The 14,341-nt window shown below is 41.9% G+C and carries 15 protein-coding genes; 5 read left to right on the top strand and 10 right to left on the bottom strand.

Annotation, left to right across the window (positions count from 1 at the left end; genetic code table 11):
- Positions 1-46: 46 nt before the first annotated feature.
- The 5 genes from LQ188_RS24600 to LQ188_RS24620 all read right to left on the bottom strand — a co-directional run bounded on the left by LQ188_RS24600 (position 47) and on the right by LQ188_RS24620 (position 6,640).
- A complete protein-coding gene (locus LQ188_RS24600; protein WP_230178743.1) occupies positions 47-589 on the bottom strand; it encodes an XRE family transcriptional regulator in 543 nt (180 codons plus the stop codon).
- A gap of 687 nt (positions 590-1,276) precedes the next feature.
- Positions 1,277-2,662, bottom strand: a complete 1,386-nt coding sequence (locus LQ188_RS24605) for a protoporphyrinogen oxidase (RefSeq protein WP_230178697.1) — start codon at positions 2,660-2,662, stop codon at positions 1,277-1,279.
- Between the two features lie 149 nt (positions 2,663-2,811).
- Positions 2,812-3,333: a GNAT family N-acetyltransferase gene (locus LQ188_RS24610; protein WP_230178698.1), complete on the bottom strand. Its 522-nt coding sequence runs from the start codon at positions 3,331-3,333 to the stop codon at positions 2,812-2,814.
- A gap of 119 nt (positions 3,334-3,452) precedes the next feature.
- On the bottom strand, positions 3,453-5,486 hold the full coding sequence (locus tag LQ188_RS24615; RefSeq protein WP_230178699.1) for a Na+/H+ antiporter: 2,034 nt from the start codon (positions 5,484-5,486) through the stop codon (positions 3,453-3,455).
- Positions 5,487-5,749: 263 nt separating this feature from the next.
- Positions 5,750-6,640, bottom strand: coding sequence for a diacylglycerol kinase family protein (locus tag LQ188_RS24620; protein WP_230178700.1), 891 nt, complete (start codon positions 6,638-6,640; stop codon positions 5,750-5,752).
- 479 nt (positions 6,641-7,119) lie between these two features.
- Here LQ188_RS24620 and yhfH (LQ188_RS24625) point away from each other — a divergent pair, with 479 nt between their 5' ends.
- From yhfH (LQ188_RS24625) to yhfH (LQ188_RS24645), 5 genes are read left to right on the top strand one after another with little or no spacing between them, the layout of a single operon-like run.
- Positions 7,120-7,254, top strand: coding sequence for a protein YhfH (gene yhfH, locus LQ188_RS24625; RefSeq protein ID WP_137017534.1), 135 nt, complete (start codon positions 7,120-7,122; stop codon positions 7,252-7,254).
- A 43-nt stretch (positions 7,255-7,297) separates the two neighbouring features.
- Positions 7,298-7,435: a protein YhfH gene (gene yhfH, locus LQ188_RS24630; protein ID WP_082162914.1), complete on the top strand. Its 138-nt coding sequence runs from the start codon at positions 7,298-7,300 to the stop codon at positions 7,433-7,435.
- A gap of 29 nt (positions 7,436-7,464) precedes the next feature.
- Positions 7,465-7,602, top strand: coding sequence for a protein YhfH (gene yhfH, locus LQ188_RS24635; RefSeq protein WP_082196596.1), 138 nt, complete (start codon positions 7,465-7,467; stop codon positions 7,600-7,602).
- Positions 7,603-7,631: 29 nt separating this feature from the next.
- The gene (gene yhfH / locus LQ188_RS24640) at positions 7,632-7,769 is read left to right on the top strand and encodes a protein YhfH (protein ID WP_101225681.1); all 138 of its coding nucleotides are present in this window, start codon (positions 7,632-7,634) and stop codon (positions 7,767-7,769) included.
- 28 nt (positions 7,770-7,797) lie between these two features.
- Complete coding sequence (yhfH, locus tag LQ188_RS24645; protein WP_072274044.1) at positions 7,798-7,938, top strand: protein YhfH; 141 nt, start codon at positions 7,798-7,800, stop codon at positions 7,936-7,938.
- A 120-nt stretch (positions 7,939-8,058) separates the two neighbouring features.
- Here the strand turns inward: yhfH (LQ188_RS24645) and LQ188_RS24650 are convergent, their stop codons facing one another.
- The 5 genes from LQ188_RS24650 to preA form a co-directional block, all read right to left on the bottom strand.
- Entirely contained in the window at positions 8,059-9,693 is a 1,635-nt protein-coding gene (locus LQ188_RS24650; protein ID WP_230178701.1) for a PucR family transcriptional regulator, read from the bottom strand.
- Between the two features lie 157 nt (positions 9,694-9,850).
- The gene (locus tag LQ188_RS24655) at positions 9,851-10,069 is read right to left on the bottom strand and encodes a hypothetical protein (protein ID WP_230178703.1); all 219 of its coding nucleotides are present in this window, start codon (positions 10,067-10,069) and stop codon (positions 9,851-9,853) included.
- Positions 10,070-10,085: 16 nt separating this feature from the next.
- Positions 10,086-11,564, bottom strand: a complete 1,479-nt coding sequence (locus tag LQ188_RS24660) for an NCS1 family transporter (RefSeq protein ID WP_230178705.1) — start codon at positions 11,562-11,564, stop codon at positions 10,086-10,088.
- Positions 11,565-11,606: 42 nt separating this feature from the next.
- Positions 11,607-13,025, bottom strand: coding sequence for a dihydropyrimidinase (gene hydA, locus LQ188_RS24665; RefSeq protein ID WP_230178706.1), 1,419 nt, complete (start codon positions 13,023-13,025; stop codon positions 11,607-11,609).
- Between the two features lie 14 nt (positions 13,026-13,039).
- Positions 13,040-14,326, bottom strand: coding sequence for an NAD-dependent dihydropyrimidine dehydrogenase subunit PreA (preA, locus tag LQ188_RS24670; protein WP_230178708.1), 1,287 nt, complete (start codon positions 14,324-14,326; stop codon positions 13,040-13,042).
- Positions 14,327-14,341: the final 15 nt, after the last annotated feature.

Raw genomic sequence — 14,341 nt, forward strand, 5'->3', positions numbered from 1 at the left:
CATTACCTTACTCATCAATTTTCAGCGATTGCATTTGATTTGAATTCTATAAGTATGATTCCGTCACCACGAGTAATAAATCGGAAGGACCTTCAAAATCATTGATGATTTGATGTTCATCTGAAGCATGAAAATAAATCGACTCCCCTGCCTTGACGAAATACGTATGTTTACCAAGCTTTACAATGACTCTTCCGTTTAATACATAGCCGAATGTTTCCGACAAGGATGGTTCAAATTGTTTGAACTCCCCCTTTTCCTGGAGAGTCAGTCGAATAGGTTCCATTTCCTTCTCATTCGATTCAGGCACGAGCCACTGGATTTGATACCCGCGTTCTTCATCGATGAAAAACGTTTGTGCCTCTTCTTCATACACTACCTTTTGGACTTGATCCTCTTCATCGAAGAACTGCTTCGGCGTGCAGCCAAGCACTTCTAAAATATTGAAAAGAGTTTCAATTGATGGGGAACTAAGATCCCTTTCCAACTGTGAAATATATCCTTTGCTTAAATCCGTTCTTTCCCCCAATTCTTCCTGGGTCAATCCTTTTTTCAAGCGAAGGTTCTTTATTTTTTTTCCAATTTGCATCATATTTACCCTCAACAGTTTACTTATAGTAAACCCACAGTAGATAAAGTTTTATATAAGTAAACTTTCAGTTTAATTTTACGAATATCATTATACAGGAAATGCCGGAAACTTCAAACGGAATTTCCAGCATGCATAAAAAATGGACTGCCACCTGGCAGTCCATTCTGATTTACTATTGGAAATGAAATGAATCAGGTATAGAGAATAGGTAACCTCTCGTGAATCTTCCATTTTTTTGATGATCTTCTTTCCGTACATTGTACTAAAAAAATATCCTCAAATATGTTTGGTGGCCTCTTCTAATCACGTTTTCAAAGAGACTCTAGGATATTATTATCATACCTGGTGTTACGATCGTGACGATTACAAAATCGTTCTATTGATCAATTGATCTAAAGTAATCATTTCAAGGATTTAGCGGAAATGTTTTAGAAAGTATTTTTATCACCTTAATTTTAAAACTAGGCAAAAGGGTTCTAATTAAAAGGGAAAATAAAGTTGATTGGAGCGTAAGGTACGAGACTCCTGCGGGAAAAGCGCGTCCAGGGGAGACCCCGCGGAGGCTCCCGGATCCGCCCCCGGCAAGCGAGTGCCTGGAGTGGAAATCAACGTTCCAATTTTACAAACACTCAATTTCCCTCGAGTTTATCTACAGTCTGAGACCGCCATCTGGCAGTCCCCCTTTTACAACTTCAGACATATTTCTTGTGCTTTCTTTTCCCCATCAGCAATACAATCCGGGATTCCGACACCATTGTATGAACAGCCCGCAAGTAAAACATTCGGATAACTCTCGGAGATTTTCTCCTCCAGGGATTGAACGATTTGAGGATGTTTAATATGGTAGTTCGGCATATTTTCATGCCATTTCGTCACTTCACTCGTAATTGGATTACCAGAAATACTTAGACTGTTTTTAATGTCGCATAAAGCCACGGAGATCAATTCCTGGTTTGTAAGGGACCGTAATCGTTCATAGTCCGGACTTGAGCTTTTATAAAAAAGCCTTACCAAAAGCTGACTGTTTTCAGAAGTATGCTCCCATTTCCGGCTTGTCCAAGTACATGCATTGCAGATCAAATCACTATTATCACCTGCAATGAAACCTGTCCCGTCTTTAGGAAGCATGCTGTCCGGGATATCTAACCCAAGATAAACGCTAATCATCGAACTATTGATCAAGCTGTCGAAGTCCTCATCCAGCTCCCGATCTCCCAATAATTTCTGGGCAACAGTATGCGGTGTACTCAACACGATAAAGTCCGTTTCGAACGTTTCACCGTTTGCCAATGAAATGATATACCCCTCATCATTTCTTCCAATTTCATTTACACGGACCCCTTTTAAAATCTTGACCATATCGAGGCTTTCCTCAATTCGTTCAACCAATGTTGATAAGCCATTTTTAAACGAAAGGAACTTCTTATTTCCCTTGCTTTGGTATTTCTGCTTATTTTCCGAAAGACCTCGTATTATACTGCCATATTGATTTTTATAATCCAGCATCTCTGGCAGTGTTTTGGCAATGGTCAATTCATTTAATTTTCCTGAGTAAACACCCGAAAGGACAGGCGATATCTGCTTTTGCACCAATTCCTTGCCTAAGAAGCTTTCAAGAAATAAGCCGATGGAGTCATTTTTCGTAAAGGTCTCATTTTTTGTATAGAAATCCTTTAAAGCGTCAACCTTGCCTTGGGCAGAAACCAGATCACTTTTCGCCAGCGACTCCAGGCTCATTGGTATTCCAAAAAGGGCATCTTCGGGGATTCCCTTCAGCATCCCGTCTGTATGGATGAATGACTTTCCCGTCGCATTATAGACAACTTGATCCTCCAGGTTCAATTCTTTAAGAAATGGTTGTATATTTTGTTTCCTGGCGACAATCGAATCAGCACCCGCTTCAATTTTAAAAGGTCCTTCGTGCACAGTCCTTATTTTACCGCCAAGCTCTTCATTTCCTTCTATTAATATCAATCGTACCGGGAGACTCCTCGCTTTAACTGTTTTTTGTAAATAATACATGGTTGATAAACCGGTAATGCCCCCACCTACGACTACGACTGTTTTCATTAGGACTACACCTCGATTAACGAATTTTGCATTAAGTAAAGTGTACCATAAGGCAGCGGGATTATTAAAAGCAGCCCTTCTAAATCACTGGTTTAATAATGAAACCTGTAACAAATTGGACAAAAAAAGACCTCCCCTTTTGGAAAAGTCTAATCCCTTACTCCATATCCTTGTTCATCGTAATCTAATCTATACTCCATTATTTCCATCAACCCGCATCTGCCTTCTTTTTGAATCCCTGTATCCTGATACCCCACTTTTGCATAAAGCGTTTTTGCAATCACGTTCATGGCGTCCACTGCCAGAATGATCGAATCCTTGTTTGGAAAAATCCCTTTTGCGAATTCCGGAAGGATTTGCAGGGTCTTCTTCGCAATCCCTTTGCCCTGATGTTTTTGATCAACAAGTAATCCACGGAGTAATATCGCTTTTTCATCGCTGGTGAAAGGGGCGATGTTTTCGCCAATGTGTAAAACGAAAAAGCCAACAGGGGTACCATCGGCCAATATTACGATAGGGTGCCTGTCGCAATCTTCCCGGCAATATTTAAGTGACTCTTCCGGCAAAGCGGAAAAAGGGGTTTGTGTACCCGGTAAATAAAACTGGGAAAGCTGGTGAAGATGTTCCGGTAAATAAGGCGTTAAGGTGATGGTCTCGATTTCCATTTCCATTAAGTACAGCCTCTTTCATCAATTATTGGATACATTAATGATTCGATGCCCCTTCCGATATTTCCTTCACAAACCGGAAGGAGCACTGCCGAATTTATCGGCAGTGCTCCTTTTGTTAATCAGTGTGTATTTTCATTGATTGTCAGTGCTTCCCGTAAATTGATTTGCTGGCGGAGTATGTTGGCAACATCACGGGAGATTTGTCGTTTTTCAAACATATCCTGCACTTCGTCCCGTTCTGCCTGGATCGCTTTATAGAACAGCTCTCTTTCATATTCGACCATTTTACTCGGGGTACGGCCTCTATTTTCACGTTTGCATTTTAAAATCAACACTTTATACTCGTCTATGATCATCGAGGATGTCTTATGATTATCGGATGTAATTCCGGCTTGTATCTCTTGGATGGCAGCTTTATACATCCTGATTTTAAGATCCCTGACCTTTTCCAATCTCTCAAGATTGATTTTTCTTATTTCACTTTTATTAGGGAAAAATAATTTTAAAACCCTCAGCATACTTCTTCTGAACAGCGTTACTGACCTGAAAAAGCGGAACTTCAGTCGATTTGTTACCGCACCTTCCATACGCTGGATGTATTCCTTGCATATATACGCCGTTTCCCGGTCCACTTTTTCATCCTTAATAAGTTTATCCAAGAATCTTTGCTCTGCTTCAAGGGCCTTGAAGCGAAGATCCTTCTCTTCTTCCCTTAATGCCGCCGGTTCTTTCTCCTGTTCTACATAGGACAGTTCATTGATCTTGGTACAGTACCTGGAAATGATCGATAAAGCCGCTTCCCGGTTTTCATCTGTCATTTGGGACTCAATCACCCGAATAGCAGCTTGATGTGAGTGAATGGCAGCAGCTTTCGTTTTGTCAGACTGCTTGTCCACCACTTCCTCTTCTTCTGACCCTGCCACGATTGGAAGAAATACACTCGCAACAATCAGTGTCAGCAATATGACACCTGCTGCAATGAAAATGATTAACGAACGCTCAGGAAAAGGACTTCCATCTGCCAACACATATGGAATCGAGAACGAACCTGCTAAGGTTACAGCTCCGCGAACACCGGAAATGGTAATGATTCCAGCAGCTTTGAAGTCTGGTTTTTGGGCTCCCGCTTTTTTCGTCATCCAGCCAATCGACCAGGCAGCCGTAAGCCAAATGAATCGTAAAGCGAAGAGGAAAAGTGTAATGATCACGATATAAAGGATCACTTGTCCATTATTGAAGGCTGGATCTTGAAAGATAGTTTTCGCAACGCTTGGGATTTGCAAGCCAAGCAAAACGAATACAAGGCCATTCAATACATATAAAATGACGGACCATGTACTCTTTGAAACGACTTGAAGTTCTACAGTTGGTGATATTTCCCGATCTCGTTCAATGGCATGGACAATTCCCCCAGCCACGACTGCTAAAATCCCAGAAAGGTGGAAATGTTCCACAGCGAGGAAAATAATAAAAGGAGTTAGGATTTGGATCAGCATATGCATCGTGACGTCTTCCATCCCTAAACGGCGAAGAAATACACGAAGCCTGATAATGATGAAAGCTAGTATCGCTCCACCTACAAACCCACCAATTGCAATCCATATGAAACTGAAGGTTGCGTCGACTAGGGAGAAAACACCAGTGACTGTAGCTGCAACGGCAAACTTAAAGGCAACTAAACCTGAGGCATCATTCATTAGCCCTTCGCCTTCGAGAAGGTGCATGATGCTCTTCGGTAACTTGACTCGACTCGCCAAAGCGCTTACTGCCACTACATCCGTAGGTGACAAAATGGCCGCTAAAGCGAACGCTGCCGGCAATGGTATCGAAGGGATCATCCAATTAATTAAATACCCACCTGCCCAAACCGTTATGAATACCAGGCCTAGTGCAAGCATCAAAATGGGTGCTCTCAACTTCCATAGTGCTGTTCGTGGTACATTTTTGCCATCATTGAATAATAGGGGTGCGATGAATAATAGCAAAAATAATTCCGTCTCCATCTCAACATGCATACCCAGGGGTAAAAGTGCCAATATGACACCCAGTGCTATTTGTATTAATGGTACAGGTATAAAAGGTATAAAATGGTTAATTACATTAGACACTCCAATCAATATAAGAAGCGCTAATATAACAAGAAAAAACTCCATACAAACATCAAACTTCCTCTCTCATCTATAATCATAACTATAAGCGTAACATATTTATAACCAGTCATTCATGCATTAACTATTCTAACCTGGAATCCCCCTGAATAATGATACCTTTTATAAAAGCGAAGGAGCTTACGTTGTGCACGATGAACACCGCAAACCACTCCATCAATAAGCCTTGGGTAACCGCATAGAAAAAAAGCTGATTGGCTAACCCATGATCAGCTTTTCCCAGTAAGACAATGAACCCACATAACAAGCTATTTAGTTCCCGGGACAAAGAGACGAAGATGTTTGTGCAGTACATTTGCCTGGAAAGGAAGAAGAATGCCTTCATCTCCATCGATATTGACTGCAAGATCATCCGAAGTAGTTAAATGGAGCTTGGATGTTTTAATATATTCAACTTCGTCATTCCCCATGATCTCCCCCCTAATCAAACTGGGAATGATCTTGACGATGAGAGGAAGAGATAAATCCTTAATGATGAATGTGTGCAGCTTTCCATCATTCACTTCCGCCTCTGGTGCAAGTTGTTCGAAACCGCCGACAGAGTTAGTCATTGTTGCAATTAGTAAATGAGCCTCGCCCATCCACTTTCCCTGATCATGTTCAACCGTTAAAGGAAACGGAGTCTTTTTAATGATCGCTTTTGCTCCTTCAATGAAATATGCAAAAGAACCAAGACGGGTTTTTTGTTCAACGGTAACATTATAGGTGGCCTCTGCGATTGCCCCAACTGCCAACACATTCATGAAGTAACGGTCATTGATCTTCCCTATGTCCGATTCCTTAATATTCATATCCTTCAAAATCTCGATGGCAGCATTGGGATTCAATGGTATTCCCAAAGATCTAGCAAAATCATTGATGGTTCCTAGTGGAATGATTCCGAAAGTAGGCCGATGCTGCTGCTCGCCCAAACCATTCACTATCTCGTTCACCGTTCCATCCCCACCCATGGAAATGACAGCATCGAACATATCTGCACAGGCCTCCTTAGCAAAACCCGTAGCATCCCCCTCTCCTTCCGTTTTACGAACGCATACCTCATCAAAAATTTCACCAAGTGCCTTTTCCGCTTTCGGCAAAATCTTTCCTGCTTTTTCCTTACCTGAAGATGGATTGACGATAATCATCGCTTTCGACATATGCTACCTCCCATTTTTGTACTTCTACTAGCAAGTTACCTCTTTACTGTTGTATTAAAACCACACAGACAGGAACTTACACATAATCGCTGCTGCTTGAATTTTGCTGAAATTTTAGAACAAGCTCTGATATGTTACATCGACTGTGAAACAGGCATTCATTGATCACTGATTTTCCTGTTTCTCATCTGTTACATTAATGCCTATCACAACACATTGAAAATTGTCTGTCCGTTTCGTTCCCTCTTTGTTTTTTCGTTTTATAAAAAGCGTCATTTCTTCCATTTCCTACTTGCCATGAAGGTAAATTCAAAAATAAACAGATGATAATTCCCTTACCTATAGGGTTTTTAGACAATCAGCGAAAAAAATTTCAAATTTTCTGTAAAATACCTATACATTTTCCAAATTCGGGTATATACTGTATTATAACAACAAGCAAACAACAAAAACTGTACTATAAAGAGGGGGAGCGAGACATGCAAGCAAATCAATCAGATTTACTCATAATCGATTCATTTAAACATTGCCCGGAATGTGGTGAAACACATGTGGACCACTCAGATTCCTATCTGATGGAATGCGATCGCTGCCTTTCCAAACGTGAAGAATAAAGCGATCGGAAAATATATCTAACATTAAAAGGAGGAAATCATCATGCAAATGAAAAAATCCATTGAGTTTTTTAACAATATCCCTGCTAAACATTGCCCCGAGTGCGGTGACCATATTATCGAGCATGCTGAATCCTACTTAATGGAATGTGACCGCTGCCTTTCCAGACGCGAAGACTGATTAAACCAAATCAAAAAGGAGGAACCATCATGCAAACTATAAATCCACTGGAATTCTTCAGGACACTGCCGCCTAAACAATGTACGGAATGCGGAACCCATATCACTGAACAAGCTGAATCCTACTTAATGGAATGTGACCACTGCCTTTCCAAACGTGAAGACTGATTAAACCATATCATAAAGGAGGAATCATCATGCAAACCAAAAACCCATTGGAATTCTTCAGGACACTGCCGCCTAAACAATGTACGGAATGCGGAACCCATATCACTGAACAAGCTGAATCTTACTTGATGGAATGTGACCACTGCCTTTCCAAACACGAAGACTGATTAAACCAAATCATAAGGAGGAATCATCATGCAAACTAAAAACCCATTGGAATTCTTCAGGACACTGCCGCCTAAACAATGTACGGAATGCGGGACCCATATCATTGAACAAGCTGAATCCTACCTCTTGGAATGTGACCGCTGCCTTTCCAAAAAAGATGAATATTAATATAAGATGCTGACATCAAGATGCTATATAAGCCATTTTGATGTCAGCATTTACCTTGTTTTCTGCCTCCCTTTCCTTGCATTCAAAAAAGGATGTCCTTGGGACACCCTTTAGTCTTACTTATCTTCCAATATATTTGTCTACATATTTCCCTCTGATCTTCCTGCTGCTGTATTGTAAGAAGTCCAATGCAAAAATCATGAATTCTAGGCCCAGACGCTTATCTGAACGCATAAAATCAGAACCTAGCAGTTTCTCCAATTTTTCAAGTCTATGATATAGCGTTTGCCGGACAATGAATAGTTGTTTCGATGTTTCCTGTTTAGAACCGTTACAGGCAAGGTAGGTCTTTAAGGTAGGCATTAACTCACCATTGTTTTGCTTGTCATATTCAATGACAGGACCTAAATATTCGTACACCGTTTCCTCCAAATTACCATGCTTATTTATGAGCGATATCATGCGATGCATATGTAAGTCCTGATAAAAGATGCTCCTGTTATCCTCCGGTAACGTATCCTGAAGCAGCAAAGTTTCACGGGCCGTTTCATAACTTTTATAAATCTCACTTAACCTTTGAACATGCTTACCAAACCCAATGGAAAGCAGACCCATACGATTACGCCCGCTTACATCCATTTTCATGATTCGATCCACCGCGCTTGTAACCCTTGATTTCCAATCTTCAGATGAACGATTATCACCTAAAATAAAAACAAGATGCTGATGTATTTCCATGGAAAATATCTGAAAGCCGTACTGTTCAAAAACAGTTCTAAACATTATCTTAAAATAGGTTCCATCTAATTTTGCGGAGTTTTTATTATACTTTGGGTGTTGTTTGCAAATGCAAACAATTCCGCCATCCAAATGCATTTTCGGATCAATATAGGCAAGCCTCTCCCGGATTGCTTCGTCACTATATTCACCTTCAATCCAATTTGTAAGCCATATACTTTCTTCCGACATTTTCTTTTCTTCAATATATAACTCCCTTAATAGATGCTGTGCCAATGCGGTAGCCGTTCGATCCAAAATCAGTGAATCAAAATCAGTCAACTCTCTGCCGTTGCTGCATATGAGCAATTCAGCATAATTTTCACCAAGCACTCGAATCGGCTGTCCAAGAACGGTTTTATCCATGTTCCGCTTCTCTTCGTATATGTCCGCCATCATTTGATAAGTTGTTTTTTTCTTTATTTTTGGAAAGCTGGCTATATCATTTTCATTAAAGATAAGAATAACCTGTACATTTAAATAGCTGTGGAGAAATTTTAGAATTGGTTCATAATGGTCAATTTCGAGGAGATTTTTATTTAACTGCTGGGAGTAGCTTTCTAAGTTGGAGATCATCTGATATTGTTTATTGATGATAAGGGAATGTATATCCTGCGTGATTTCTACGAAAGGGACTTCTTCATGAAATAGGATGATAGGGAATTGCCGTTCATTTGCGAGATCGATGGCACATTGCGGCACTGCCATGGTGTTGGCGCCAATCTCTATACAGAGTCCAGCTGCATCGCATTCAATTAACTGTCTTAAGTAGGATAGAAATGTGTCATCGCAGTCTTTCCACCCTAAACCGGTAGTCAGTATCAGTTCGTTTCCATTTAACAAATGGCTGATTTGTGTGACTTCCATGCAGTGGACCCACTTCACTTGACGCTTTATCCCACTTCTACCTGCAATTATATCCGTCAGATCAAAATGCTTGCGTGTTAGAATTTCCTCGATTGTAATCGATGTATTCATCCAGCCACATCCTTTTATAAAACTGCTTTAAAATCTATTATAAACGGACAACCCTTAAATCTCCAGACACTTGTCAGAAAATCTAACGTCAAAATTCTACAAAAAACTCGAACAAAAAGGGCCCATTCGTAAGGAATAGGCCCGGTACATGACGATTTCAATTCAAATTTTTTTTGAAAAGCAATGTAGAGAAGTATTTCCTTCCTTCCGGGGTTTTGATGTTCAATTGCTTCCATTCCTGCTTCGTTCCTTCAATCAGTTCAAAATCGAGAAAGGCTCCACTTAAACTTTCGGAAACCCGGGTGATTCGATATCCTCTTTCAAGTAAAAAATCGATTTGTTCCCTTTCTAAGCGATAGTCTTGATATTCGGACATTTCCATTCCCCCTTTTTCAAACGTTCTCCTTGCCGGTCGTAAAAGCCATCTCTTCCTCAAGTTCTGGACCTTTCCCAATTATCCAATCCCTGCCGACGGAAATGCCTAAATATTTCTCATCGCTCGGATCAATGATTTCAGCTTGTTCATATAGCTTGAACCACCAATACTTAGCTAATATAAAATAACTTGCACCGCCGAGAAGAAAGCCAATAATAAACGAATAATTTGAAAAAATCGTTGCACCGATTCCTCCAATCACCCAAGAAATGATTCCTGCCCAATTCACTCCATTCAAGTATTTATACTGGCCTTCACTTTCATAGAGTTCTTGTACATTCACTCTCCGTTTACGAAGGAAATAGTAATCCGCTACCAGGATGCCGACAATGGATGCCAGGATTCCGCCTATTATTAATAAAACTTCTATTATGATGCCGAACAGGCTCCATGGCTGAACTACTATCCCAATCACCCCCGCTACAACGACTCCCGCCCAAAATGGCATTTTAGGACCCATGACATTGGAGAAAATGGTAGCTGCGGGAATGACATTGGCCGTAGTATTCGTCGACCATTGAGCAAATACGATCATGATCAAAAGGACGCCGAGGGCAATTCCACTTGCTGATCCCTGTATGGCAACTACAGGATCATAATTGGAAACAGCCATATAAGAAACCGCCCCGATAATCACCATGAACGTTTGAGTGATGGGATAGGTGATAATATTCCCAATTATTTGCCCCTTATTGCGCTTGAACCAATTTTTTTCATTTTTTGGTGCCTTTATATAGCGGGAAAGCGTGGGCATATCTGCAGTCAACGTGCCCCAAAATCCCATATTTGCCATAATGACGACCATGAAAGCCGTTGCGGCGGCCCCGCCAGTGACCGGACTTTCAATCCAGGACCATACATCTCTTCCTTGGGCTACAGCCTGATCGGATAGGGTGAAATACATCCAGCCGGAAATTAATATGATGACGGGCGCCGCCAAGTCGGCGAATCGTTCTATCGACTTTATTCCCATTGCCGTGTTGACTAATTGTAAAACGGCAAAAATGAGGAAGCAGATAAACCAATTATCAAAATCAAAAAGGGTTGTGAAGATAGCGTTCATTGCAGTGGCTCCAAAGTAAGTATTTAAGCCGAACCAGCATGACGCTACAAAACCGCGTACAACCGAAGGGATGTGGGTGCCAATCGTACCGAACGGCGCCCTCATATAAACAGGGAATGATATTCCATGTTCAACACCTATATCCCCTGTCATTGTCATCAAAAAGCCGAGAACCACACAGGCAATGACCGTTGCAAGAACGACCAAGCCTAAGGATAAACTTTGGACACCGTTCCCACCGATTGCGAAGGCAGCCAATACTACAGCCATGCCCACCCAAATGAAACCAAATCCGGCTGCACTTATGTTTTTCTCACTATGAGGTATAGGCAGCAAATCGGGAGACTTTAAATAATCTTTCTTCTCACTCATAGAAAATCCCCCTAATTTAATTTGCAAGATTCCTTACCAAAGTTAGACTGGAAGCTTTTTCCCTGTATCCGGCTTCAGCGCCGCATTATATTTTGCCCGTTTCAGGAATTGCCCTTTTCCAGCTTCGCCTACAAATTGTTTGTCTTTAATGACGAATTGACCTCTCGATAAAACGGACACCGGTTCACCTTTAATTCCCATACCTTCAAAAGCATTATAATCTACAGCCATGTGATGGGTTTCTGCAGAAATGGCTCTTTCAACTTTCGGGTCAAAAATGACAATATCAGCATCCGAACCTACCGCAATCGTTCCTTTCTTTGGGAATAATCCAAATAGCTTGGCGGCACGCGTGGATGTCATGTCGACGAATTGATTCAAGGTAATACGCTCTTTCATGACCCCTTCAGAAAAGAGGATACTCATGCGATCCTCAATCGTTGGCCCGCCGTTCGGTATTTTCGTGAAATCTTCACGTCCAAGTTCCTTCTGTCCCTTAAAATCAAAAGAGCATTGATCGGAGCCGATCGTTTGCAGCTGGCCCGTTTTCAAAGCATTCCATAGCACTTCCTGGTTTTTCTTCTCCCTTAACGGCGGGGACCATACATATTTAGATCCCTCGAAATGGGGCTTTTCAAGATAAGATTGGTCAAGAACCAGATATTGCGGACAAGTCTCCCCCCAAATATCCACCCCTTTATTTCTTGCCTCAGTAATCTTTTCAACCGCATCTTCACAGGTGACATGAACGACATAGAGCTGGCCATTTGCCATTTCCGTAAGTTTGGCAGCCCGTCCAGTTGCTTCCCCTTCAAGCTCTGGAGGCCTTGTTAATGCATGGTAAATTGGATCGGTGTTACCTTCAGCCAGCGCCTGCTTCGTAAGATAATCGATGACATCGCCATTTTCAGCATGAACCATGACAAGTGCCCCAAGTTCCTTTGCTTGCAACAGAGTGCGGTATAGCGTGGCATCATCAGCCTGAAAAACATTCTTGTAAGCCATGAACACTTTAAAGGAAGAAATCCCTTCATTATCGATGATGCTCGGCAGCTCAGCCAATACATCATCGTTAATCTCACTGATCATTAAATGGAAACCGTAATCTATGGCCGCTTTTCCAGTGGCCTTTTCATGCCATGTTTCTATCGCTTTCTTTAACGGCACCCCTTTTTCGGTCAAACAAAAGTCGATGATCGTTGTCGTGCCTCCATATGCAGCGGCAATCGTCCCCGTTTCATAATCATCCTTTGTCGTTGTCCCGCCAAACGGCATATCGAGATGTGTATGCGGATCAATGCCCCCCGGAAAAATATAAGCGCCTTTTGCATCAATGATTTCAGCCCCCTCAGCCGGGAGGTCCTTGCCAATCATTGCAATCTTCTCATTTTCAATCAATATATCGGCTTGATACGTATCTGCAGCCGTTGCAATCGTTCCATTTTTAATGATCTTCTTCATATTAGACCCCTCCATCATTTTACGAAATCAACACTTTCACTGCTTATGCCCCCAAGGAACGATTGGCGTTCATTCCACGTCATTGGCGATAATTCATTTGTCAATTCGATCATATCGATCGCCCCATCGGCCGGACAGACGATCGAGCATAGATTACAGCCTACGCAATCTTCTTCGCGCACTCTCAAAAAGGAGCTGCCTGACGTGTCCTTGAACATATCTATACATTGATGAGAAGTATCTTCACATGCAATATGGCATTTATTGCAGTTAATGCACACATCATTATTAATGCGCGCAACGACCTTATAATTAAGATCTAAATTCCCCCAGTCGGAATAGCGCGGTACGGACTTACCGACAATATCCATCACGGAGGATATCCCTTTTTCATCAAGGTAATTGGAAAGTCCATCAATCAAGTCTTCTACTATTCTAAAACCGTGATGCATGGCAGCCGTACAAATTTGCACGCCAGTCGAACCCATCAATAAAAATTCCACCGTATCCTGCCAATTTGAAATACCGCCTATTCCGGAAATGGGAACATTGATCTTATTATTCCTTGCACACTCTGCCACCATATTCAAAGCGATCGGCTTCACAGCGGGACCACAATACCCTCCGTGAGCCCCCTTGCCGCCAACATGGGGAATCGTATTCCATGAATGGATATCCACTCCTGCCAAGCTGTTGATCGTATTGATCATGCTTATTGCATCCGCACCGCCGCGCACCGCCGCTTCAGCCGTAACCGTAATGTCGGTTATATTCGGTGTAAGCTTGACGATGACGGGTTTGGATGCAGCTTCCTTGGCCCAGTATGTTTGCTTTTCCACAAGTTCAGGAACCTGTCCCGAAGCAGCTCCCATCCCACGCTCTGCCATACCGTGCGGGCAGCCAAAGTTCAACTCGTAACCATCGACCCCTACATCTTCTATGCGCTTGATGATTTCATGCCACTTTTCCTGTTGCGGCTCCACCATCACCGATGCAATGATTGCATGATCAGGGAACCTTTTCTTCGTTTCATATATTTCTTTAAGATTCACTTCAAGCGGACGATCCGTAATCAATTCTATATTGTTGAACCCGGCAACTCTCTGTCCATTAAAGCTGACCGCTGCAAAACGTGATGAGACATTCAGGATTGGGTCACCCAATGTCTTCCAAACGGCTCCTCCCCAGCCAGCTTCAAATGCGCGCTGGACTTGATAACCTGAATTAGTAGGTGGTGCTGAAGCAAGCCAAAAAGGATTGGGAGATTTAATACCTGCAAGATCAATTGATAAATCAGCCATGATAAGCCTCCTATT

It is taken from the genome of Peribacillus sp. Bi134 (assembly GCF_918698065.1).
Taxonomy (GTDB): Bacteria; Bacillota; Bacilli; order Bacillales; family DSM-1321; genus Peribacillus.